This is a genomic window from Streptomyces sp. NBC_00461 (genome assembly GCF_036013935.1).
GTDB lineage: Bacteria > Actinomycetota > Actinomycetes > Streptomycetales > Streptomycetaceae > Streptomyces.
Genome location: NZ_CP107902.1, coordinates 3634123 through 3658359 on the forward strand (window position 1 = coordinate 3634123; position 24237 = coordinate 3658359).

The 24237-nt window shown below is 69.8% G+C and carries 20 protein-coding genes; 15 read left to right on the plus strand and 5 right to left on the minus strand.

Annotated features, from left to right (window positions below; all coding sequences use genetic code 11):
* Positions 1-104: 104 nt before the first annotated feature.
* Positions 105-701 (minus strand): SACE_7040 family transcriptional regulator, encoded by a 597-nt coding sequence (locus tag OG870_RS17060; RefSeq protein ID WP_327691065.1) that lies wholly within the window; start codon positions 699-701, stop codon positions 105-107.
* Positions 702-796: 95 nt separating this feature from the next.
* On the opposite strand from OG870_RS17060, the gene OG870_RS17065 reads away from it, so the two are divergent.
* The 10 genes from OG870_RS17065 (at position 797) to OG870_RS17110 (ending at position 13860) form a co-directional block, all read left to right on the plus strand.
* The gene (locus OG870_RS17065; RefSeq protein WP_266584352.1) at positions 797-2428 is read left to right on the plus strand and encodes a carboxyl transferase domain-containing protein; all 1632 of its coding nucleotides are present in this window, start codon (positions 797-799) and stop codon (positions 2426-2428) included.
* Between the two features lie 10 nt (positions 2429-2438).
* Positions 2439-4469: an acetyl/propionyl/methylcrotonyl-CoA carboxylase subunit alpha gene (locus tag OG870_RS17070; protein WP_266924369.1), complete on the plus strand. Its 2031-nt coding sequence runs from the start codon at positions 2439-2441 to the stop codon at positions 4467-4469.
* On the plus strand, positions 4466-5437 hold the full coding sequence (locus OG870_RS17075) for a hydroxymethylglutaryl-CoA lyase (protein WP_266584348.1): 972 nt from the start codon (positions 4466-4468) through the stop codon (positions 5435-5437). The genes OG870_RS17070 and OG870_RS17075 overlap by 4 nt, the downstream gene beginning before the upstream one ends.
* Before the next feature lie 5 nt (positions 5438-5442).
* Entirely contained in the window at positions 5443-6603 is a 1161-nt protein-coding gene (locus OG870_RS17080) for an acyl-CoA dehydrogenase family protein (protein WP_266514931.1), read from the plus strand.
* Between the two features lie 143 nt (positions 6604-6746).
* On the plus strand, positions 6747-7793 hold the full coding sequence (locus tag OG870_RS17085; protein ID WP_266584342.1) for an ABC transporter substrate-binding protein: 1047 nt from the start codon (positions 6747-6749) through the stop codon (positions 7791-7793).
* A 109-nt stretch (positions 7794-7902) separates the two neighbouring features.
* Positions 7903-8745, plus strand: a complete 843-nt coding sequence (locus tag OG870_RS17090) for a siderophore-interacting protein (RefSeq protein ID WP_327691066.1) — start codon at positions 7903-7905, stop codon at positions 8743-8745.
* 118 nt (positions 8746-8863) lie between these two features.
* Entirely contained in the window at positions 8864-10306 is a 1443-nt protein-coding gene (desA, locus tag OG870_RS17095) for a lysine decarboxylase DesA (RefSeq protein WP_266584338.1), read from the plus strand.
* Positions 10290-11567 (plus strand): lysine N(6)-hydroxylase/L-ornithine N(5)-oxygenase family protein, encoded by a 1278-nt coding sequence (locus OG870_RS17100; protein ID WP_266514938.1) that lies wholly within the window; start codon positions 10290-10292, stop codon positions 11565-11567. Before desA ends, OG870_RS17100 begins: the two co-directional genes overlap by 17 nt.
* Entirely contained in the window at positions 11564-12094 is a 531-nt protein-coding gene (locus OG870_RS17105; RefSeq protein WP_266584336.1) for a GNAT family N-acetyltransferase, read from the plus strand. Before OG870_RS17100 ends, OG870_RS17105 begins: the two co-directional genes overlap by 4 nt.
* Positions 12091-13860, plus strand: a complete 1770-nt coding sequence (locus OG870_RS17110; protein WP_266584334.1) for an IucA/IucC family protein — start codon at positions 12091-12093, stop codon at positions 13858-13860. The genes OG870_RS17105 and OG870_RS17110 overlap by 4 nt, the downstream gene beginning before the upstream one ends.
* 146 nt (positions 13861-14006) lie before the next feature.
* Here OG870_RS17110 and OG870_RS17115 read toward each other — a convergent pair whose 3' ends face one another.
* Positions 14007-15596, minus strand: coding sequence for a beta-N-acetylhexosaminidase (locus OG870_RS17115; protein WP_323179367.1), 1590 nt, complete (start codon positions 15594-15596; stop codon positions 14007-14009).
* 92 nt (positions 15597-15688) lie between these two features.
* On the opposite strand from OG870_RS17115, the gene OG870_RS17120 reads away from it, so the two are divergent.
* Positions 15689-16582: a DUF4429 domain-containing protein gene (locus OG870_RS17120; protein WP_266584332.1), complete on the plus strand. Its 894-nt coding sequence runs from the start codon at positions 15689-15691 to the stop codon at positions 16580-16582.
* A 60-nt stretch (positions 16583-16642) separates the two neighbouring features.
* Here OG870_RS17120 and OG870_RS17125 read toward each other — a convergent pair whose 3' ends face one another.
* Entirely contained in the window at positions 16643-18208 is a 1566-nt protein-coding gene (locus OG870_RS17125) for a purple acid phosphatase family protein (protein ID WP_266514947.1), read from the minus strand.
* Between the two features lie 175 nt (positions 18209-18383).
* Between OG870_RS17125 and OG870_RS17130 the strand changes: the two genes are divergently transcribed.
* Both OG870_RS17130 and glmS read left to right on the plus strand, forming a co-directional pair.
* Positions 18384-18641 carry a hypothetical protein gene (locus OG870_RS17130; protein ID WP_210921833.1) on the plus strand — a complete coding sequence of 86 codons (258 nt, stop codon included), beginning with the start codon at positions 18384-18386 and terminating at the stop codon, positions 18639-18641.
* Positions 18642-18654: 13 nt separating this feature from the next.
* The gene (gene glmS, locus OG870_RS17135) at positions 18655-20472 is read left to right on the plus strand and encodes a glutamine--fructose-6-phosphate transaminase (isomerizing) (protein ID WP_266514952.1); all 1818 of its coding nucleotides are present in this window, start codon (positions 18655-18657) and stop codon (positions 20470-20472) included.
* 173 nt (positions 20473-20645) lie between these two features.
* On the opposite strand, the gene OG870_RS17140 is transcribed toward glmS, so the two are convergent.
* Entirely contained in the window at positions 20646-21212 is a 567-nt protein-coding gene (locus OG870_RS17140; protein WP_266514953.1) for a GPR1/FUN34/YaaH family transporter, read from the minus strand.
* A gap of 151 nt (positions 21213-21363) precedes the next feature.
* Complete coding sequence (locus OG870_RS17145) at positions 21364-21891, minus strand: universal stress protein (RefSeq protein ID WP_266514955.1); 528 nt, start codon at positions 21889-21891, stop codon at positions 21364-21366.
* A 308-nt stretch (positions 21892-22199) separates the two neighbouring features.
* Between OG870_RS17145 and OG870_RS17150 the strand changes: the two genes are divergently transcribed.
* Positions 22200-22532, plus strand: a complete 333-nt coding sequence (locus tag OG870_RS17150; protein ID WP_266514957.1) for a hypothetical protein — start codon at positions 22200-22202, stop codon at positions 22530-22532.
* Positions 22533-22910: 378 nt separating this feature from the next.
* Complete coding sequence (locus OG870_RS17155) at positions 22911-24146, plus strand: helix-turn-helix domain-containing protein (protein ID WP_266514959.1); 1236 nt, start codon at positions 22911-22913, stop codon at positions 24144-24146.
* Positions 24147-24237: the final 91 nt, after the last annotated feature.

Here is a 24237-nt window from a genome sequence, read left to right on the forward strand (position 1 = left end):
GTTCCTCAATGGGTGGTTGCGGATCCGATGGCTAAGCGCTTGCTCAGAACATCACGGTACCGGCGGGTAGGTAGAGGCGTCCAGAGGTGATCCCGTAACGCTCGTCACTCCGTCCCGGCCGCCGCGAAGGCCCCCCTCGCCATCCGGTGCAGCAGCTCCGCCGTCGTCCCGCGGCCCGGCAGCGAACCGGGGCGGCCCAGGTGCGGGGTCGAGTTCAGGAGTCCGAAGACGGAGTGGACGGCCGAGCGGGCGGCGGGCTCGGACAGGCCGGGGTAGACCTCGCGCAGGATCTCCACCCACAGCTCGACGTACTGCCGCTGCAGCTGCCGCACCAGCTTGCGGTCGCTGTCCCGCAGGCGGTCCAGCTCGCGGTCGTGCAGGGTGATCAGGGGGCGGTCGTCGAGCGCGAAGTCGATGTGCCCCTCGATGAGCGAGTCGAGGATCACCTCGGGCGCCGTCCCGTCGGCCTCCTTCAGGCGCCGCTTCGCGCCGGTCAGGAGCTGGCCGCTGATCCCCACGAGCAGTTCGGCGAGCATCGCGTCCTTGCCCGCGAAGTGGCGGTACAGGCCCGGCCCGCTGATGCCGACCGCGGCACCTATCTCGTCGACTCCGACCCCGTGGAAACCGCGCTCGGCGAACAGCCGCGCGGCCTCCTTGAGGATCTGCTCACGGCGGGCGGGGGCGTCGGTTCTGGTGGCCATGGAAGCAATTCTAGACAGGGAGGTTAGCGGTCGTTAACCTGAAGGAAATGGTTAACGCTCATTAACAGTCGACCACTGGGTGAGGGGACCGCAGGATGCAAGAGGCACCGGAGCTGACGAGCGCGGCAGATCCCGCGTCGGAGGCCTGGCAAGCCAATGAGGCGGCGCACCGGGCGCTCGTCGAGGAGCTGCGCGGCAAGCTGGCCGCGGCCCGGCTCGGCGGCGGCGAGAAGGCGCGGGCCAGGCACACCGCGCGCGGCAAGCTGCTGCCGCGCGACCGGGTGGACACGCTGCTCGACCCGGGCTCGCCGTTCCTGGAGCTGGCACCCCTCGCGGCCGACGGCATGTACGACGGGGCGGCCCCGGCGGCCGGTGTGATCGCCGGGATCGGGCGGGTGAGCGGCCGCGAGTGCGTGATCGTCGCCAACGACGCCACGGTCAAGGGCGGCACGTACTACCCGATGACGGTGAAGAAGCACCTGCGCGCCCAGGAGGTGGCCCTGGAGAACCGCCTCCCGTGCATCTACCTGGTCGACTCCGGGGGCGCCTTCCTGCCCATGCAGGACGAGGTCTTCCCGGACCGGGAGCACTTCGGGCGGATCTTCTACAACCAGGCGCGGATGTCCGGGGCCGGCATCCCGCAGATCGCCGCCGTCCTCGGCTCGTGCACGGCCGGCGGTGCGTATGTCCCGGCCATGAGCGACGAGGCCGTCATCGTCCGCAACCAGGGCACCATCTTCCTGGGCGGTCCTCCCCTGGTGAAGGCCGCCACCGGTGAGGTGGTGACCGCCGAGGAGCTGGGCGGCGGCGAGGTCCACTCCCGGGTCTCCGGCGTGACGGACCACCTCGCCGAGGACGACGCGCACGCACTGCGGATCGTCCGGAACATCGCCGCGACACTCCCCGCGCGCGGGGCGCTGCCCTGGGAGGTGCGGCCCGGCGTCGAGCCGAAGGTGGATCCCTACGGTCTGTACGGCGCGGTCCCCGTCGACCCCCGCACCCCCTACGACGTACGCGAGGTCATCGCGCGCGTGGTCGACGGCTCCCGTTTCGCCGAGTTCAAGGCCGAGTTCGGGCAGACGCTGGTCACCGGGTTCGCCCGGATCCACGGCCACCCGGTCGGCATCGTCGCCAACAACGGCATCCTGTTCTCCGAGTCCGCCCAGAAGGGCGCCCACTTCATCGAGCTGTGCGACCAGCGCGGCATCCCGCTGGTGTTCCTGCAGAACATCTCCGGGTTCATGGTCGGCAAGGACTACGAGGCGGGCGGCATCGCCAAGCACGGCGCCAAGATGGTCACGGCGGTGGCCTGCACCCGCGTGCCGAAGCTGACGGTCGTGGTCGGCGGTTCGTACGGCGCGGGCAACTACTCGATGTGCGGCCGGGCCTACTCCCCCCGCTTCCTGTGGATGTGGCCGGGCGCCAAGATCTCCGTCATGGGCGGCGAGCAGGCCGCCTCCGTCCTCGCGACCGTCAAGCGGGACCAGCTGGAGGCGCGCGGCGAATCCTGGCCCGCGGACGAGGAAGAGGCCTTCAAGGCGCCGATCCGGCAGCAGTACGAGCGCCAGGGCAGCGCCTATTACGCCACCGCCCGCCTCTGGGACGACGGCGTGATCGACCCGCTGGAGACCCGCCAGGTGCTGGGTCTCGCGCTGACCGCCTGCGCCAACGCGCCACTTTCCCAAAGGGACTACACAGCGCCCCAGTTCGGCGTCTTCCGGATGTGAGGAGGGACCCATGTTCGACACAGTGCTCGTGGCCAACCGGGGCGAGATCGCCGTCCGCGTGATCCGTACGCTCCGTTCGCTGGGCGTGCGCTCGGTGGCCGTCTTCTCCGACGCCGACGCGGACTCACGGCACGTCCGGGAGGCCGACACGGCGGTACGGATCGGTCCGGCGCCGGCCGCCGAGAGCTATCTGTCGGTGGAGCGGCTGCTGGAGGCCGCCGCCCGCACCGGCGCACAGGCCGTACACCCCGGATACGGCTTCCTCGCGGAGAACGCGGCCTTCGCGCGCGCGTGCACCGACGCCGGGCTGGTGTTCATCGGCCCGACGGCGGAGTCCATCGCGTTGATGGGCGACAAGATCCGGGCCAAGGAGACGGTGCAGGCGGCCGGGGTGCCGGTCGTTCCCGGATCGAGCGGCAGCGGCCTGTCCGACACCCACCTCGCCGACGCCGCCCGCGAGATCGGCATGCCGGTGCTGCTGAAACCGTCGGCCGGCGGGGGCGGCAAGGGCATGCGGCTGGTGCGGGACGCCGCCGTGCTGGGCGACGAGATCGCCGCCGCCCGCCGCGAGGCTCGCGCCTCCTTCGGCGACGACACACTTCTGGTCGAGCGGTGGGTGGACCGGCCGCGGCACATCGAGATCCAGGTGCTGGCCGACGGCCACGGGAACGTGGTGCATCTGGGCGAGCGCGAGTGCTCACTGCAGCGGCGCCACCAGAAGCTCATCGAGGAGGCGCCGTCCGTCCTGCTGGACGAGGCCACGCGCGCGGCCATGGGCGAGGCCGCCGTCCAGGCGGCCCGCTCCTGCGCCTACCGGGGCGCGGGCACGGTGGAGTTCATCGTCCCCGGCGGCGACCCTTCGTCGTACTACTTCATGGAGATGAACACCCGGCTCCAGGTGGAGCACCCGGTGACCGAGCTGATCACGGGCCTGGACCTGGTGGAGTGGCAGCTGCGGGTGGCGGCGGGCGAGCGACTGCCGTACGGGCAGGGCGACATCCGGTTCACCGGGCACGCGATCGAGGCCCGGGTGTGTGCCGAGACCGTCTCCGTCAAGGAGGGGGCACGCGGGTTCCTGCCGTCCGGCGGCACGGTGCTACGGCTGCACGAGCCCCGGGGCGACGGCATCCGCACCGACTCCGGACTCAGCGAGGGCACCGAGGTCGGCTCGCTGTACGACCCGATGCTGTCCAAGGTGATCGCCTACGGACCCGACCGGGAGACCGCGCTCAGGAAGCTGCGCAAGGCCCTCGCCGAGACGGTGACGCTGGGTGTGCAGACCAATGCCGGGTTCCTTCGTCGGCTGCTGGCCCATCCGGCCGTGGTGGCGGGCGAGTTGGACACGGGGCTGGTCGAGCGGGAAGTGGACGCACTCGTGGTGGAGGACGTGCCCGAGGAGGTCTACGCGGCGGCGGCGCTGACACGCCGGGCCGCGCTCACGCCCGCCGACGGACCGGGCTGGACCGACCCGTTCGCCGCTGCGGACGGCTGGCGCCTTGGCGGCGAGTGGGCATGGACGCCGTACCACCTGCGGGTCCCCGGCCACGAGCCGGTCGTCGTGCGCGTGCGCAGCACGCCGGCCGGCACGACGGAGCTGCTGCTGCCCGGGGCGGACAAGCCTCTTCGGGGGTCCGGGGGCGTGCCCCCTCGGCCTGGCGCCGAGCACCGGTTCGCCTTCCGGCTCGACGGCGTCTGCCACACCTTCGCCGCCCTGCCGGACGGCACCTGGCTGGGCCGCGACGGCGACGCCTGGCAGGTGCGCGACCACGACCCGGTCGCCGCGTCCCTCACGGGCGCGGGGCATGCGGGCGCCGACTCGCTCACCGCGCCCATGCCCGGGACGGTCACCGTCGTGAAGGTCGCCGTCGGGGACGAGGTGAGCGCCGGTCAGAGCCTGCTGGTCGTGGAGGCGATGAAGATGGAGCACGTCATCTCCGCCCCGCACGCCGGCACGGTCGCCGAACTGGACGTCACGCCGGGCACCACGGTCGCCATGGATCAGGTGCTGGCCGTCATCACCCCGGCCCAGGAGGAGAAATGACCGTCGAAGGTCTCCCCATGGTCGTCCCGGCTCCGGATCTGCCCCAGCGGGTCAGGATCCACGAGGTCGGCGCCCGTGACGGCCTGCAGAACGAGAAGTCGGCGGTGCCCACCGAGGTGAAGGCGGAGTTCGTCCGCCGCCTGGCCGACGCGGGGCTGACGACGATCGAGGCGACGAGCTTCGTACACCCGAAGTGGGTGCCCCAACTGGCCGACGCCGAGCAGCTGTTCCCGCTGGTGCGGGATCTCAAGGGCGTGCACCTGCCCGTCCTCGTCCCCAACCGGCGCGGCCTCGACCGCGCCCTCGCGTTCGGCGCGGACCGGGTCGCCGTCTTCGCCAGCGCCACCGAGTCCTTCGCGAAGGCCAACCTCAACCGCACGATGGACGAGTCGCTGGCCGTGTTCGAGCCCGTCGTCAAACACGCCAAGGACGAGGGCGCCCATGTCCGCGGCTATGTCTCCATGTGCTTCGGTGACCCCTGGGAGGGCGCGGTCTCGCTGCACCAGGTCGCGGGCGTCTGCAAGGCGCTGATGGACATGGGCTGCGACGAGCTGAGCCTGGGCGACACCATCGGCGTCGCGACACCGGGACACGTGCTCGAACTGCTCTCCCTGCTGGGCGAGGAGGGCGTGCCGGCCAACGTCATCGGCGTCCATTTCCACGACACCTACGGCCAGGCCCTCGCCAACACCCTGGCCGCCCTCCAGCACGGCGTCACCACGGTCGACGCCTCCGCCGGCGGCCTCGGCGGCTGCCCGTACGCCAAGTCCGCCACCGGCAATCTCGCCACCGAAGACCTCGTGTGGATGCTTCAGGGTCTCGGCATCGACACCGGGGTCGACCTCGGCCGTCTCGTCGCCACCAGCGCGTGGATGGCCGGCCAACTGGGCCGACCCAGCCCGTCCCGCACCGTCCGAGCCCTGTCCCACAAGGACACCGAGGCCGCCGAGGCCACTGAGGAGCAGTGACCGTCATGGACTTCCGTCTCTCCCCCGAGCTCGAAGAACTCCGCCGCACCGTCGAGGCGTTCGCGCACGACGTCGTGGCACCCAAGATCGGCGAGTTCTACGAGCACCACGAGTTCCCCTACGAGATCGTCCGCGAGATGGGCCGCATGGGCCTGTTCGGGCTGCCGTTCCCCGAGGAGTACGGCGGCATGGGCGGTGACTACCTGGCCCTGGGCGTGGCCCTGGAGGAACTGGCCCGTGTGGACTCGTCGGTGGCCATCACCCTCGAAGCCGGCGTCTCCCTCGGCGCCATGCCCCTGCACCTGTTCGGCACGGACGCCCAGAAGCGGGAGTGGCTGCCGCGCCTGTGCTCGGGCGAGATGCTCGGTGCCTTCGGCCTGACGGAGCCCGACGGCGGCTCGGACGCGGGCGCCACGCGCACGACGGCCCGGCTCGACGAGTCGACGAACGAGTGGGTGATCAACGGCACCAAGTGCTTCATCACCAACTCCGGCACGGACATCACGGGCCTGGTCACGGTCACGGCGGTCACCGGCCGCAAGCCGGACGGCAAGCCGCTGATCTCGTCGATCATCGTCCCGTCCGGTACGCCGGGCTTCACGGTCGCGGCACCGTACTCGAAGGTCGGCTGGAACGCCTCGGACACCCGTGAGCTGTCCTTCTCCGACGTCCGCGTCCCGGCCGCCAACCTGCTGGGCGAACTGGGCCGCGGATACGCCCAGTTCCTGCGGATCCTCGACGAGGGCCGGGTCGCCATCGCGGCTCTGGCGACCGGACTCGCCCAGGGCTGCGTGGACGAGTCGGTGAAGTACGCGAAGGAACGCCACGCCTTCGGCCGCCCCATCGGCGCCAACCAGGCCATCCAGTTCAAGATCGCCGACATGGAGATGAAGGCCCACACGGCCCGCCTGGCCTGGCGCGACGCGGCGGCCCGCCTGGTGACCGGCGCCCCGTTCAAGAAGGAGGCCGCCCTCGCCAAGCTCCACTCCTCCACGGTCGCCGTGGACAACGCGCGCGACGCCACCCAGATCCACGGCGGCTACGGCTTCATGAACGAGTACCCGGTGGCCCGTATGTGGCGCGACTCCAAGATCCTGGAGATCGGCGAGGGCACGAGCGAGGTGCAACGGATGCTGATCGCACGGGAGTTGGGGCTGGTGGGCTGACCCGACCGGAGAGACGCGGCACACGGGGCTGCCGCAGGTTCGGGCTCGGGACGCCCGCACCCCTGGACATCTAGTGAGGTTAGGCTAACCTACATTCGACGTGTCCGGCGGGCGTTCCGCCCCGTTCGAAAGCAGCCATATCCATGCCCCATGCCCGTGCCACGCACTTCACCCGCCGCGGCATCCTCGCCGCCGGCGGCGCCCTCGGTCTCGGGGCCGCGCTCGCGGCCTGCGGGGACGACGACGCGAAAAGCGGAGCCTCGGGCAAGGACACGGCCGCCGCCAGGTCCGGTTCGTGGTCCTTCAAGGACGACCGCGGCACGACCGTGAAGCTCGACAAGGTGCCGGCGAACATCGTCGCGTTCACCGGTGTCGGTGCCGCGCTCCACGACTACGGCATCAGCGTCAAGGGCGTCTTCGGCCCCACGAAGACCACGGACGGCAAGGCCGACGTCCAGGCCGGCGACATGGACATCAGCAAGGTCACGATCCTCGGCAACACCTGGGACCAGTTCAACGTCGAGAAGTACGCGGCCCTCGCGCCCGACGTGCTCATCACCACGATGTTCGACGACGCCGGCACCCTCTGGTACGTCCCCGAGGCCTCCAAGGACAAGATCGCCCAGCTGGCTCCCAGCGTCGGCATCTCCGTCTACGACCGCCAGTTGACCGAGCCGCTGCAGCGCATGTGGGCGCTGGCCGAGTCGCTCGGCGCGGACATGAAGGCGGCGAAGGTCACGGACGCCAAGAAGAAGTTCGAGCAGGCCGCCGCCCGGCTGCGCAAGGCGGCGAAGGCCAAGCCCGGCATCAAGGTGATGGCCGGTTCCGCGAGCGACGCGCTCTTCTACGTCTCCGGCACGGACCTCTCCGTCGACCTGGAGTACTTCAAGGCGCTCGGCGTGAACCTCGTCGAGCCCCCGGCGAAGGCGAAGGCCAAGGGCGGCGGCTGGTACGAGTCGCTGAGCTGGGAGAACGTCGACAAGTACGCGGCGGACATCATCATGATGGACGACCGGTCCTCCGCGATCCAGCCGGCCGACATCACCAAGGCCACCTGGAAGAAGCTGCCCGCGGTCAAGGCCGGGCAGGTCATCTCCCGCTCACCCGAGCCGATCCTGTCCTACGACAAGTGCGTTCCGCTTCTCACGAGCCTCGCCGAGGCGCTGGAGAACGCGAAGAAGGTCAGCTGAATCAGGGTGGCTCGGGTCGTGGGTGAGCTGCGGGCCCCGCTGTGGCTGGTCGCGCAGTTCCCCGCGCCCCTGAAAGACGCTGCCCTCCCCGACGTTTCAGGGAGCCCGCATGACTGCGGCCGTCGCCGCCCCCTTCCGGTTCTTCTCCCTCCGTGTCGTGCGGACGAGGCGGCTCGGACCGTCTCTGGTGCGCGTCACCTTCGGCGGGGACGATCTGCACGCGTTCCAATCCGACGGGTGCGACCAGTCCCTGTCCCTCTTCCTGCCGCACCCGGGGCAGCGTGAGCCCGCCGTGCCCTGCGAACTCGGCGAGAGCTGGTGGCAGGGCTGGCGTGAACTCCCGGACGGAGTACGGGCGGTGATGCGGTCGTACACCCTGCGCGCCCTGCGCCGTGAGCCCGACGAACCCGACGAGATCGACATCGATTTCGTGCTGCACACCCCGGCCGGCCCCGCCTCCGCGTGGGCCGCCCGGGCCGCCGCCGGTGACCGTGTCGTCCTGCTCGGCCCGGCGATCGCGGACAACCGGGCGATCCGCTTCCGGCCGCCCGAGGACACCGATCTGACGCTGATCTGGGGTGACGAGACCGCTCTGCCCGCCGTCTCGGCGATCCTGGAGTCGCTGCCGGCCGGTGCCCGCGCCCGGGTGTGGCTGGAGGTGCCCGACTCCGGGGACATCCAGGACCTGCCGACGGGGGCGGACGCGGAGATCACCTGGCTGGTCCGGGACGCGAGCGGCGCCGAGGGGTCCCCCATGGCCCTCGGCGCCCTTCGCGGCGCCCAACTGCCGCCCGCCGAGCACCCGTACGTCTGGATCGCCGGCGAGTCCGGGTGCGTGAAGGCACTGCGGCGGCACTTCGTCGGGGAGCGGGGGATCGATCGACGGCGGGTGACGTTCGTCGGTTACTGGCGGCGCGGAATGTCCGAGGAAGAACTGCGCGCCGCCGAATAGTCACCACCGAGGCCGGAGTGATCACGGTCACGGTCGGTGCTGCCCAAACACAGCGTTACTAAGGTTAGCCTTACCTAAGTTGCCACCCTCACGTTGCAGCCCCAGGAGGACACCCCACATGCGCTCGCACCTGCTCAATGACACGACCGCGGAGCAGTACCGCCGCTCCGTGACGGACGGCGTCGAGCGGGTGGCGGCCAAACTCGCCGCCACCAAGCGCCCGTTCACCGGCGTCACGGTCGACGCCCTCGCTCCCCGTATCGAGCGGATCGACCTCGACGCCCCGCTCCACGACACCGCGGCGGTGCTCGACGAGTTGGAGGAGGTCTACCTCCGCGACGCGGTCTACTTCCACCACCCCCGCTACCTCGCCCACCTCAACTGCCCGGTCGTCATCCCGGCGGTGCTCGGCGAGGCCGTCCTGTCCGCCGTCAACTCCTCCCTCGACACCTGGGACCAGTCGGCCGGCGGCACCCTGATCGAGCGCAGGCTCATCGACTGGACGACGGCCCGCATCGGTCTGGGCCCGGCCGCCGACGGCGTGTTCACCTCGGGCGGCACCCAGTCCAACCTCCAGGCGCTGCTGCTGGCCCGCGAGGAGTCCAAGACCGACAGCCTCGCCGACCTGCGCATCTTCGCCTCCGAGGTCAGCCACTTCAGCGTGAAGAAGTCCGCGAAACTGCTCGGGCTCGGCCCGGACGCCGTCGTCTCGGTCCCCGTCGACCGGGACAAGCGCATGCAGACCGTCGCGCTCGCCCGTGAGCTGGAGCGCTGCAGGAAGGACGGCCTGGTCCCCATGGCCGTCGTCGCCACCGCGGGCACCACCGACTTCGGGTCCATCGACCCGCTGCCCGGGATCGCCGAGCTGTGCGGCCAGTACGACACCTGGCTGCACGTCGACGCGGCCTACGGCTGCGGGCTGCTCGCCTCCCTCAGGTACCGGGACCGCATCGACGGCATCGAACGCGCCGACTCGGTCACCGTGGACTACCACAAGTCCTTCTTCCAGCCGGTGAGTTCGTCCGCCGTGCTGGTCCGGGACGCCTCGACGCTGCGCCACGCGACCTACCACGCGGAGTACCTCAACCCGCGCCGCATGGTCACCGAACGCATCCCCAACCAGGTCGACAAGTCCCTGCAGACCACTCGCCGCTTCGACGCCCTCAAACTGTGGATGACGCTGCGGGTGATGGGCGCCGACGGCATCGGCGAACTCTTCGACGAGGTCTGCGAGCTGGCCGCCGAGGGCTTCGGTCTGCTCGCCGCCGACCCACGCTTCGACGTCGTCGTGGAGCCCACGCTCTCCACCCTCGTCTTCCGCTACATCCCGGCCGCCGTCACCGACCCGGCCGAGATCGACCGCGCCAACCTGTACGCCCGGGGTGCCCTGTTCGCCTCCGGCGACGCGGTGGTCGCGGGCACCAAGGTGGGCGGCCGCCACTACCTCAAGTTCACCCTCCTCAACCCCGAGACCACGACGGCCGACATCACCGCCGTCCTCGACCTGATCGCCGGCCACGCCGAGCAGTACCTGGGAGAGTCCCTTGACCGCGCGTCCTGAAAATCCGGCCACCACCCATGACTTCGTGGGGATCGGGCTCGGCCCGTTCAACCTCGGCCTGGCCTGTCTCACCGAGCCGATCGACGAACTCGACGGCGTCTTCCTGGAGTCGAAGCCGGACTTCGAGTGGCACGCGGGCATGTTCCTGGACGGCGCCCACCTCCAGACCCCGTTCATGTCGGACCTGGTCACCCTCGCCGACCCGACCTCGCCGTACTCCTTCCTCAGCTACCTGAAGGAGCGGGGCCGGCTGTACTCGTTCTACATCCGCGAGAACTTCTACCCGTTGCGGGTCGAGTACGACGACTACTGCCGCTGGGCGGCGAACCGGCTGAGCAGCATCCGCTTCAGTACGACGGTCACCGAGGTGACGTACGAGGACGGGCACTACCTCGTCCGCACCGACGCCGGTGACGTCCACCGCGCCCGCCATCTCGTCCTCGGCACGGGCACCCCGCCCCACATCCCTGAGGCCTGCCAGGGTCTGGACGGCGACTTCATCCACAACTCCCGCTATCTGCGGCACAAGCGGGAGCTGCAGAAGAAGGAGTCGATCACCCTGGTCGGCTCCGGCCAGTCCGCGGCCGAGATCTACTACGACCTGCTCAGCGAGATCGACGTCCACGGCTACCGGCTGAACTGGGTGACGCGCTCCCCCCGCTTCTTCCCGCTCGAATACACCAAGCTCACGCTGGAGATGACGAGCCCGGAGTACATCGACTACTACCGCGAACTCCCGGAAGCCACCCGCTACCGCCTCACCGCCGAGCACAAGGGCCTGTTCAAGGGCATCGACGGCGACCTGATCAACGAAATCTTCGACCTGCTCTACCGCAAGAACCTCGGCGGCCCCGTCCCCACGCGCCTGCTGACCAACTCCGCCCTCACCGGCGCGCGTCACGCGAACGGCACGTACACCCTCTCCTTCCGCCAGGAGGAGCAGGAGAAGGACTACGAGCTGGACTCCCAGGGCCTGATCCTGGCCACCGGCTACCGGTACACCGAGCCGGAGTTCCTGCGCCCGGTCAGGGACCGGCTGCGCTACGACTCCCGGGGCAACTTCGACGTCGCCCGCAACTACTCCATCGACAGCACGGGCCGGGGCGTCTTCCTGCAGAACGCCGGCGTGCACACCCACAGCATCACCAGCCCCGACCTGGGCATGGGCGCGTACCGCAACAGCTGCATCATCCGTCAGCTGCTCGGCACCGAGTACTACCCGGTCGAGAAGACCGTCGCGTTCCAGGAGTTCGCCATATGACCTTCGCCTTCCGTCCCCTCGACCCCCTCCAGGACGCCGAGCTGCTGCACGGCTGGGTCACCCATCCCAAAGCGGTCTTCTGGATGATGCGGGACGCCACGCCGGTGGACGTCGAGCGCGCCTACACGGAGATCGCGGCCGATGAGCACCATCACGCGCTGCTCGGGCTCGACGCGGACGGCGTGCCCGCCTTCCTGATGGAGAAGTACGACCCGGCCAACCGTGAACTGGTCGGCCTGTACGAGCCGTTGCCCGGCGACATCGGCATGCACTTCCTCACCCCGCCGGCCGAGAAGCCCGTCCACGGCTTCACCCGGTCCGTCATCACCGCCGTGATGGCGCACCTCTTCGAGGACCCGGCGGTGGAGCGCGTCGTCGTCGAACCGGACGTCTCCAACCGGGCTGTGCACGCCCTGAACGAGGCCGTCGGGTTCGTGCCCGACCGGGAGATCCAGAAGCCGGAGAAGCGGGCGCTGCTGAGCTTCTGCACCCGCGGGCAGTTCGAGAAGGCGACGGTGTCCGCATGACCCTCGCCGACGCCGTGGCCCACCTCTCCCCCGAACGCTGGGAGAAGGCCAACCGCCTCCTCATCCGCAAGGCTCTCGCCGAGTTCGCCCACGAGCGGCTGATCACGCCGGAGCGGGACGGTGACACGTACGTCGTCCGCAGCGACGACGGTCTGACCCGCTACCGCTTCACCACCACCCGCCACGCCCTCGACCACTGGCAGGTGGACGCCGGGTCCGTCACGCGCCACCGTGACGGCACCGAACTCCCGCTCGCCGCCCTGGACTTCTTCATCGAGCTGAAGGGCGCCCTGGGTCTGAGCGAGGCGGTCCTGCCGGTCTATCTGGAGGAGATCTCCTCCACCCTCTCCGGCACCTGCTACAAGCTCGCCAAGCCGCAGATCCCGGTCGCCGAGCTGGCGCGCGGCGGCTTCCAGGCCATCGAGAGCGGTATGACCGAGGGCCACCCCTGCTTCGTCGCCAACAACGGACGGCTCGGCTTCGGCATCCACGAGTACCTGTCGTACGCCCCCGAGACCGCGAGCCCGGTCCGCCTGGTGTGGCTCGCCGCGCACCGCTCGCGGGCGGCGTTCACGGCGGGCGTCGGGATCGAGTACGAGTCCTTCGTACGGGACGAGTTGGGCGAGAAGACGGTCGAGCGATTCGACGGCGTCCTGCGCGAGAAGGACCTCGACCCCGCCGACTACCTCCTCATCCCCGTCCACCCCTGGCAGTGGTGGAACAAGCTCACCGTCACCTTCGCCGCGGAGGTCGCGCGCGGCCGTCTCGTGTGCCTGGGCGAGGGCGACGACGAGTACCTGGCCCAGCAGTCCATCCGGACCTTCCTCAACCGGTCCCATCCCGAGAAGCACTATGTGAAGACGGCCCTGTCCGTCCTCAACATGGGCTTCATGCGCGGACTGTCGGCCGCCTACATGGAGGCCACCCCCGCCATCAACGACTGGCTGGCCCAACTCGTCGAGGGCGACCCGGTGTTGAAGGCCACGGGTCTGTCGATCATCCGCGAGCGGGCCGCCGTCGGCTACCGGCACCTGGAGTACGAGAAGGCGACGGACCGCTACTCGCCGTACCGCAAGATGCTCGCGGCGCTGTGGCGCGAGAGCCCGGTCTCCGGTCTCCGGGACGGCGAGTCACTGGCCACGATGGCCTCGCTCGTCCACGTCGACCACGAAGGTGCGTCCTTCGCGGGCGCGCTGATCGAGCAGTCGGGGCTCGCGCCGACGGAGTGGCTGCGCCACTACCTGCGGGCGTACTTCACCCCGCTGCTGCACAGCTTCTACGCCTACGACCTGGTCTACATGCCGCACGGCGAGAACGTGATCCTGGTCCTTGAGGACGGCGTGGTCCGGCGCGCGATCTACAAGGACATCGCCGAGGAGATCGCCGTCATGGACCCGGACGCGGTGCTGCCGCCGGCGGTCGAGCGGCTGCGCGTGGACGTACCGGAGGACATGAAGCTCCTCTCGGTCTTCACGGACGTCTTCGACTGCTTCTTCCGCTTCCTCGCCGCGAACCTCGCGGGTGAGGGGATCCTGGAGGAGGACGACTTCTGGCGCACGGTCGCGGAGGTCACCCGCGCCTACCAGGAGTCGGTGCCCGAACTCGCCGACAAGTTCGAGCAGTACGACATGTTCGTCCCCGAGTTCGCGCTGTCCTGCCTCAACCGGCTCCAGCTGCGCGACAACGAGCAGATGGTCGACCTGGCGGATCCGTCGGGCGCCCTCCAGCTGGTCGGAACCCTCAAAAATCCCATCGCCGGGCTCTGATCACAGGGACGGGCACCCTCGGAGTACGGTCCTCCGGGGGTGCCCGTCGGCGTCCGGCACCTCTAGCGCCCTCAGGGGCACGGGGCCGTATCGATGTGCGGCTCCGCCGCGTGGGCGCGATCAGCCCCCACCGGCGGTCAGACGAATCACCAAGGCACCTGCGGCGATCGGTAGTAGCTGATCCCCAACGCCTCCCACCGCGGAGCCTGCGCAGCAAGACGCACCTTGTAGGTGTCCCAGTCGTGCGTGGAAGCCGGCGACCAGCCGAGCTCGGCCACTCCGGGCAGCCTCGGGAAAGCCATGTAGTCGATGTCGGCGTTCGTCACGATCGTCTCGGTCCACAGCGGCGCCTCGACGCCCCTGACCGACGAACTCGGCGCTCCGGCAAGGTAGTTGCCCGGGTCCCAGTCGTAGGCGCGCCGCACCTCCACCAGGCCGGCCCAGTCCTGGCCGAGCGGGGTGTCCTCGGTGTACTTCATGTCGAGGTAGATCCGGTCGGCGGGCGAGAGGATCAGCCCCGTCCCGTTCTGCGCGGCCTTCGCGACCTGCGCCTTCTCCGCCGCGTCGGTGTCGTCCAGCCCCCAGTACTGGGCGATGGCGCCCTTGACCGGGTGTGCGCCGGTCAGCTGGTGCCAGCCGATCACCGTCTTGCCGTACTTGGCGACGACGGGCTGCACCCGGTCCATGAACTTCACGTAGTCCTCGTGGCTGGTGGAGTGCGCCTCGTCACCGCCGATGTGAAGATAGCGGCCCGGCGTGATGGCGGCCAGCTCGCGGATGACGTCGTCCACGAAGTCGTACGTGATGTCCTTGCCGACGCACAGCGAGCTGAAGCCGACGTCGGTGCCGGTGTAGAGCGGGGGCGCCACGCCGTCGCAGTTCAGGGCGGCGTACGAGGCGAGGGCCGCGTTGGTGTGGCCGGGCATGTCGATCTCGGGGACGACCTCCAGATAGCGGGAGGCGGCGTACCGGACGATCTCCTTGTAGTCGGCCTTGGTGTAGTGGCCGCCCTCGCCGCCGCCGACCTGGGTCGAGCCGCCGTACGTCGCGAGGCGTGGCCAGGAGTCGATGGCGATGCGCCAGCCCTGGTCGTCACTCAGGTGCAGATGCAGCTTGTTGACCTTGTAGAGGGCCAACTCGTCGATGTAGCGCTTGACCTGGTCCACGGTGAAGAAGTGGCGGGAGACATCGAGCATCGCCCCGCGGTAGGCGTAGCGCGGGCTGTCCTTGATCGTGCCGCCCGCGACCAGCCAGGGTCCGCGCTGCACAGATTCCTTCTCGACGGCCGCCGGGAGCAGCTGGCGCAGGGTCTGGACGCCGCGGAAGAGGCCTGCGGGCTCGGCGGCGGTGATGGTGACGCCCTTGCCGCCGCTGTCCAGGCGGTAGCCCTCAGCGCCGAACCCGCCTTTCTCCAGGCGGAGTCGGATGCCGCCCCCGCCGTGCGCGGTGAGGGGCAGGCGGTAGCCGGTGGAGGGCCGCAGGATGCCCGCGAGGTACTCACCGACGCGGCGCGCCTCGCGCGAGTCGTCCACACGGATGTGCGTGTCCCGGGTGATGCGGTACGGGGATCCGCCCGGCGTGACCGACGCGGGAGCCGGAACCACCCGGTCCAGCGGGGCCGCCTTCACCTGCGGTGCGGGTGCCGCGCCCGCGGTGAAGGCGCCGGCCGCAGCGACGAGCAGCAGGGACCCGAGGACGCGGGCCATACGGGGAGTCGTTCTGTGGTGCCGTCTCACATGCGCTCCCTTCGACAGTGATCATCGGTGATCACCACTGACCAGGATTGGTAGAGACCACTCTCCCGCAGATCCGGTGAAACAATCCCCCCATGGCGGAAATCATCCAGAAGGACGGCACGTGGGCCTTCGACGGCGATGCCGTGCGACTGACGCCCGGCCGGGACAGAAACGTCAGCCTGCTCCGCCGGACCCTGGGCGAACTCGTCGTCCCGCTGGGGGCGTTGGCGGGGATCTCGTTCGAGCAGGGCAGGAAGTCGGGACGGCTCAGGCTGCGGCTGCGCGACGGTGCCGACCCGCTGCTGCACGCCTCCGGCGGACGGCTCACCGAACCCAACGACCCCTACCAGCTGCTCGTCGAGGCCGACCGCTACGGCGTCGCCGAGTACTTCGTGGAAGAGGTGCGCAACGCCCTGCTGCTGGACGGCGTTCCGTCGGACCCGGTGACCGAGTACCTGCTGCCCGGCCCGTCCGTCCCGCTCTCCGTCGCCGCCGGGGACGGCGCCGCGACCTTCGACGGCGAGCACATCCGCCTGGAGTGGAACTGGAAGACGGAGGACGCCAAGGCGGCTGCCGGCGCCCGCACCCTGGCCGTCACGGACGTCGTCGCCGTGGAGTGGCAGCCGGCGGCCGGTCTGGAGAACGGGCATCTGCGCTTCAACGTGCGCCACGCGCCCACCAAGGCGCCGCCCAAGTACGACCCCAACTCCGTGGAACTGTGGGGCTTCAAGAAGGATCCGCTGATGGCCCTGATCGCGGCGGCCGTACAGGCACGGCTGCGGCATCCCTCGGCGGCCACGACGGCCACCACGGCCGACGTGCCTCCCCCCGAGTCCCCCGAGCGGCTCGTGTCCGCCGGCGGGCGCGAGGACGACCACGACGCGCTGCTGCGGCGGCTGCGCGAGCTCGGCGAGCTGCACCGCACGGGCGTGCTGACGGACGAGGAGTTCGCGCTGGCCAAACAGGCGGTCCTCAAGCGCATGTAGCGCATGCGAGGACCGCCTGTGTGACGCGGGTGTGCGCCCCGCCTCCCGGGCGCACGGCTGTTACTTGGCCTTGCGCGCCACCGTGAAGTGGTCGATGCGGTCACCGGTCTCGGCGATGCCCGACACCTTCAGCTTGGCGTAGTGACCCCGCGGCGCGGGCTCGACGTCCACGCGCAGGAAGGAGTAGTTGAGGTAGCGCACCCGCGACCAGGCGACGGTCTCGTTGACCTTGCCGTCCTTGGTGTTGATGAAGGAGGCGACGGAGTCGACCTCGTTCAGGTGCCCCTCGTAGGAGTCCGGCGCGGTGAACGCGTACAGGCTGCGGCCCGCGGCGCCCGCCGTCACGTAGACGACGCCCTCGGTCTCGGGGTACGCGGTCTCGCCGATGGGCAGCTTCTTGGTGACCTTGTCGCCCTTGATGACGTCGGTGCGCTCGTATTGGTGGTTGTGGCCGTTGATGACCAGGTCCACGGTGTACTTCTCGAACAGCGGCACCCACTCCTGTCGCACGCCCCCCTCCGAGGCGTGCGCGGTGGAGGTGCAGTACGCGCAGTGGTGGAAGAACACGACGATGAAGTCGATGTCCTTCGCGGCCCGGTACTTCTTCAGCTGGGCTTCGAACCACTTGGTCTGGGTGCCGCCGGAGATGCCGAGGTTGGCCGGGATCTCGAAGGAGACGTCGTTCGGGTCCAGCGAGATGATCGCCGTGTTGCCGTGGACGAAGGAGTACACGCCCGGCAGGTGCGCCTTGTCCGGCCCGTTGTCGGGGAGCGTGAAGCGCGCCTCCTCGCCGCCGTAGCCGTTGGGCGAGTACCAGGCCTCCATGTCGTGGTTGCCGTAACTGACCATCCACGGCACGGACTTGGCGACCGACTCGGTCTGGGCGAGGAACTGGTCCCACACCCGCGAGTCGAAGCCGGTGTCGGCGGTCTTGCCCGCGCCCGCCGGGTCGGCGTAGGCGATGTCGCCGGCGTGCAGGTGGAAGCTGGGGTTCTGGCCGAGGATCAGGCTGTCGTTGGCCAGGCCGTGGTAGCTGACGCCCTGGTCGCCGAAGGCCGTGAAGGTGAACGGCTCCTTGTGCGAGGGCGCGGTCCTGAAGGTGCCCAGGGTACCCAGCAGATGCGGCTCGGCGGGATCGAAGCCCTGGTGGCCGACGCCGTAGTAGTACGTCTTGCCGGGGCGCAGGTGGCTGAGCCTGGCGTGCACGTAGTACTGCGTGTGGTCGCCGCTCGCGCCGACGCCGGCCGGCGTGTAGAGCGTGCGGACCTCGGCCTCGATCTTGCGGGAGAGGTCCCAAGGGTGGGCGCCGATGCGGATGAAGGGCTTCTTCACCGCGACCGGGACCTGCCAGGAGACGGTCATCTCGGTGCTGGCGTCTTTGCCGTAGGCGAGGTGGCGGCCGAAGGGGGCGACGAGCGAGCCGTCGACGTGCTCGGTCGCGGGGGCGGAGCGCTGTGTAGGTACGGCCGCCTGGGCGACCGCACCCGGCACGAACGCGCCACCGGCGACGGCGCCGATCGTCACGGCGCCGCCTCTCATCAGGTTGCGCCGCGAGAATCTTGCGCGCAGGTACTCGTGCTGCTCGGCCATGCTCATGCGCTCGGCGAGCTGCTCCGGTACTCCCATACGAGGAATGTCCATGGCGTCTGAAACTCGTGCACATGAACGACGTCGCACAAGACTCAGGATGGACAGTCCGCAAACAGAGGTTCATAAGAACACCAAGGAACCCCCTCAGGCCCTTGCCCGATATCGGGCAGGATTCTTGCGAAACGCCTTTCGGTACCCCAGGATCTACCGGGTGCACGACGAACTTGTTGATCACCTGACCCGTTCCACGCCCCTGAGCCGGGGCGAGGCGCTGCGGGTGATCCAGGACGTGCTCGCCTACTTCGACGAGACGACCGAGGACTACGTCCGTCGCCGCCACCGCGAGCTGCAGGCCCAGGGCCTGGTGAACGCGACGATCTTCGAACGGATCGAGGCGGACCTGAAATACCGCGCGGTCGCGCCGCCGGAGCTTACGCTCAGGCAGCTGCGCCGCATCGTCTACGGCTGAGGGATTCATCTGCATGTGCGGAATCGTCGGATACATCGGGAAGCGTGACGTGGCCCCGCTGCTGCTGGAGGGGCTGCAGCGGCTGGAGTACCGCGGCTACGACTCGGCGGGCATCGTCGTCACGTCCCCCAAGGCGGCGGGCCTGAAGATGGTCAAGGCCAAGGGGCGCGTGCGCGAGCTGGAGGCCAAGGTCCCGGCCCGCTTCAAGGGCACCACGGGCATCGCCCACACCCGCTGGGCCACCCACGGCGCCCCCTCCGACGTGAACGCCCACCCGCACCTGGACGCCGAGGGCAAGGTCGCCGTCGTCCACAACGGCATCATCGACAACGCCTCCGACCTGCGCCGCAAACTGGAGGCGGACGGCGTCGAGTTCCTCTCCGAGACGGACACCGAGGTGCTGGTCCACCTCATCGCCCGCGCCCAGGCCGAGACCCTGGAGGAGAAGGTCCGCGAGACCCTGCGGGTCATCGAGGGCACGTACGGCATCGCCGTCATGCACGCCGACTTCCCCGACCGCATCGTGGTGGCCCGAAACGGCTCCCCGGTGGTCCTCGGCGTCGGCGAGAAGGAGATGTTCGTCGCCTCGGACATCGCCGCCCTGGTCGCCCACACGCGGCAGATAGTGACTCTGGACGACGGCGAGATGGCCACCCTCAAGGCCGACGACTTCCGGACGTACACCACCGAGGGCACCCGCACGACGTCCGAGCCGACCACCGTGGAGTGGGAGGCGGCCTCCTACGACATGGGCGGCCACGACACCTACATGCACAAGGAGATCCACGAGCAGGCCGACGCCGTGGACCGCGTGCTGCGCGGCCGCATCGACGACCGCTTCTCCACCGTGCACCTCGGCGGCCTGAACCTGGACGCCCGCGAGGCGCGCCAGATCCGCCGGGTGAAGATCCTCGGCTGCGGCACCTCGTACCACGCGGGCATGATCGGCGCCCAGATGATCGAGGAGCTGGCCCGTATCCCCGCGGACGCCGAGCCGGCCTCCGAGTTCCGGTACCGCAACGCGGTCGTGGACCCCGAGACCCTCTACGTCGCCGTCTCGCAGTCCGGCGAGACCTACGACGTCCTCGCGGCCGTCCAGGAGCTGAAGCGCAAGGGCGCGAGGGTGTTCGGCGTCGTCAACGTGGTGGGCTCGGCGATCGCGCGCGAGGCGGACGCCGGCATCTACGTGCACGCGGGCCCCGAGGTCTGCGTGGTCTCCACCAAGTGCTTCACGAACACCACGGTGGCCTTCGCCCTTCTCGCGCTCCACCTGGGTCGCACCCGCGACCTGTCGGTCCGCGACGGCAAGCGGATCATCGAGGGCCTGCGGAAGCTGCCGGCGCAGATCACCGAGGTCCTGCAGCAGGAGGAGGAGATCAAGAAGCTGGCCGCGCAGTACGCCGACGCCCGCTCGATGCTCTTCATCGGCCGGGTCCGCGGCTACCCGGTGGCCCGCGAGGCCTCCCTGAAGCTGAAGGAGGTCTCGTACATCCACGCCGAGGCCTACCCCGCCTCCGAGCTCAAGCACGGCCCCCTGGCCCTGATCGAGCCCGCCCTCCCCACGGTCGCGATCGTCCCCGACGACGACCTCCTGGAGAAGAACCGCGCGGCCATGGAGGAGATCAAGGCCCGCAGCGGCCGCATCCTCGCGGTGGCGCACCAGGAGCAGGAGAAGGCCGACGCGACGATCGTGGTCCCGAAGAACGAGGACGAGCTGGACCCGATCCTGATGGGCATCCCGCTCCAACTCCTCGCCTACCACACGGCCTTGGCCCTCGGGCGGGACATCGACAAGCCGAGGAACCTCGCGAAGTCGGTGACGGTCGAGTAGCGCCTCGTCAGGGGCGCGGGGCTGTGCCAATGTGCGGCTCCGCCGCGTGGGCGCGAGCAACCACAACGCTCCTGCAGAGGCCGAGCAAGGGAACGGACCCCCACGTGTTGCCACCAACCACGTAGGGGTCCGCTCCATTCGCCGGGGGCCGCCCAAACCCCCGGCCTGCGCGGCTAGCCGGTGGCCGTCACGCCCCGGCCGGCGGCACGTCGAGGAAGCACGGTCGGCCAGTGCGCGAGGGCCGCGGTCGCCGCGTACCAGGCCACCGCCCCCGCCGCGACGGAGAACCAGCCGCCGGCCTTCGCCACTGAGTCGCTGGTCGCGAACTGCGCGATGGCGAGGAGCACGAGGGAGACGAAGAACAACCCGTAGGTGCCCTGGGTGAGTTGGTCCCCGCCCGCGAGGGTCAGGGTGAGCGCCACGAGGGCGAACAGCAGCAGGAAGAGTCCCGCCGCGTTGGCCGACATGGCGCTGCCGGCCGCGAGCGCCCAGGTGAACCAGAGGGCGCCGAGGGCGGCGTAGGCCGTACCTGTCGGCACGTCACGGTCGCGGAAGGCGAACAGTCCGGCGACGAACAGCGCAACGCCGCCTACGTAGTGGGCCAGTGATACGGCGTCAGCGGCCGACACCCCATTGATCACGTCGGTGTGTCCGAGTCCGAACGCCAACAGGGTGATACCCAGGGCGAGTCGGCCGACCACGGTAGTGGTTCCGCTTCCCGCGGAGACGTCGTTGTCCACGGCGGGGCTCCCTTCGTGCATGTGCAGTTGTGCGGTGACCGATGTATGCCCTTCACAAAGGCACAAACACCTCTACGCGCGAGTAGGTTTGCACGCTGCACAAAGAAGGCCGCCTGTTCCCGGATCGCATCTCACCTGGGGGAACGAGACGTTACGGAATCACAACGACGGGTCGCTTTGCCCGCTTGGCGAGCCGCCCGGCCACGGAGCCGAAGATACGTCCGACGATGCCGTGCGTGGAGCCGACGACGATCGCGTCCGCCTCGTACTCCTGACCCACCTCTTCGAGTTCGTGGCAGATGTCGCCGCCGCGCTCGACCAGGATCCAGGGCACCTCGGCCAGATAGTCCGCGCAGGCGAGTTCGAGCCCGAGCACCTCGGTGCGGTGGTCCGGCACGTCGACGAAGACCGGTGGCTCGCAGCCGGCCCACACCGTGGTGGGCAGCCGGTTGGCGACATGGACGATGATCAGGCCCGATCCGGAGCGGTGGGCCATGCCGATCGCGTAGGCGAGGGCACGCTCACTGGAGGTGGAGCCGTCGAAACCGACGACGACACCGTGCTTGAAGGCTGGATCGCAGGAGTGGCGTGAGTCTTCCGCCGCCTGGGGCTCGGCCGCCGTGGGATCGGCGACGGGCCGCTTGCGGTCCGCGGGTTCGAAGAATTCGTGACCGGCCATGGCTGTCTCGGGGATTTGATCCTTTTGGGAGGGACGACAGTGTGCGGCGGAGCTGTGTCCGGGAATCATCTTCCCAACCCCATACCCCCAAGGGTACGGCGGCACGCCTCCTTCGCCCAGATCCCGCACACGGCGCGTGGGGGTTCCAGGGAGCATGCACGAGGGGGCGCCCGTAACGCAATGGTTGCTGCGCTGTACAGGCGGTTCGCACAGGATTCACTTACCCGGCGGCCGGCAGGACGGGGGCGTACAGTGACCGACCGGTCGAACAGGCGTTGAACACCGTGACCCAGCCCCAGGGAGCACGCATGCCCGGACCGCACCCCACCCCCGAGACTCCCCGCACGACCGCCCCGCCCCAGGACACCGCGACCGACGTCGTCCGCTGGGCGGCCTTCAGCTGCGTCCTCGTCCCCGTGGTCCTCCTCTGGTACGGCACCTCTCTCGCCGGCGCGACGGGCACGGCACTCGGTCTCGCCGCCGTCACCGGCGCCTGCCGCCTTCTGCTGCGCCAGTCCGAACGCTGCGCGGCGCGCCCGCCGGGCGGGGAACCCACGTCCCGCCGCGGCCGCCATCACAGAAGCGGCACGGGTGCTCACAGAGGCGGGCGTCACACTGGGGGAAGTACACCGGTCGGCTGACCGGTTTCCGCGCACGCGTCCGACGCTTTTCAGCCAACTTCCGGACACCGTGCATTCCTTGCCCCAACCACCCCCCAACCCCCGTTCCACCTGCACGGACAGGGGTGCGAGGGGACCGCGTACCCTACGTGGATTGGCCACTGCGACAAGGCGCACTTCCCTGCACGGCCCGTGAGTGCAACGCTTCGTGATCGAATGCTTCACGCCAAGTTGCCATGTCGACAATGTGCCGGTTGCCGAACCGGGTCACCCCGGCACCACGCGACACAGTAGATTCGATCTTGACGTCTTACGGCGGGGGACTCGTGCAGGACCGAGGGGAAACGTGCAGGAGCGACACAACCGAGGAGCCGCGACCACCGAGGGGGGCTTAGCAGTATGAGCCACGACTCCACTGCCGCGCCGGAAGCCGCGGCCCGGAAGCTTTCCGGGCGACGCCGCAAGGAGATCGTCGCGGTGCTGCTGTTCAGCGGCGGCCCCATCTTCGAGAGTTCCATACCACTGTCGGTGTTCGGTATCGACCGCCAGGATGCCGGCGTACCGCGCTACCGACTGCTGGTGTGCGGGGGTGAGGAAGGCCCGCTGCGGACCACAGGGGGCCTGGAACTCACGACGCCACACGGCCTGGAGGCGATCTCACGCGCAGGCACGGTCGTCGTGCCGGCCTGGCGCTCGATCACGTCTCCGCCACCGGAGGATGCGCTCGACGCACTGCGTCGGGCGCACGAAGAGGGTGCCCGCATAGTCGGCCTGTGCACCGGCGCCTTCGTCCTGGCGGCGGCGGGCCTGCTGGACGGCCGTCCCGCGACCACACACTGGATGTACGCGCCGACGCTGGCCAAGCGCTATCCGTCGGTGCACGTCGATCCGAGAGAACTCTTCGTCGACGACGGCGACGTGCTGACGTCCGCCGGGACGGCGGCCGGAATCGATCTCTGTCTCCACATCGTGCGGACGGACCACGGCAACGAGGCGGCGGGCGCGCTGGCCCGGCGTCTGGTCGTCCCGCCGCGCCGGTCGGGCGGTCAGGAGCGCTACCTCGATCGATCTTTACCAGAGGAGATCGGCGCCGACCCGCTCGCCGAGGTCGTCGCCTGGGCGCTGGAGCATCTGCACGAGCAGTTCGACGTGGAGACGCTCGCCGCGCGTGCGTACATGAGCAGGCGCACCTTCGACCGCCGTTTCCGCTCGCTCACGGGAAGCGCTCCCCTGCAGTGGCTGATCACTCAGCGCGTACTGCAGGCGCAGCGTCTCCTGGAGACGTCGGACTACTCGGTGGACGAGGTCGCGGGTCGCTGCGGCTTCCGCTCGCCGGTGGCCCTGCGCGGACACTTCCGCCGTCAGCTGGGTTCGTCTCCGGCCGCCTACCGCGCCGCGTACCGCGCTCGCCGTCCGCAGGGCGACAGGCCGGTCGACGTGGAGGGAGCGTCCGGCCCACCCGGGCCTCCGCCCCTGCTGCATCCGGAGGGACCGGTGCCGCTGCAGAGCCGACGGGCTGCGGCGAGCGCGTTGGGAGCGGCGGCGCTGTCCGCGTCCGCCCCCCTGGAGAACGGCCGTGAGGCATACGTCACGAGCCGGGCGAGCGTGCCGGGGCAACGCAGCAGCGGTATGTGAGCACGTCCTCGGACACCGGTCGGGCATGCTGTCTTCTCAGCCCGTCCGGCGTCCGAGGATCAGGCGCCTTCAGGACCGAGCAGGGATCCGG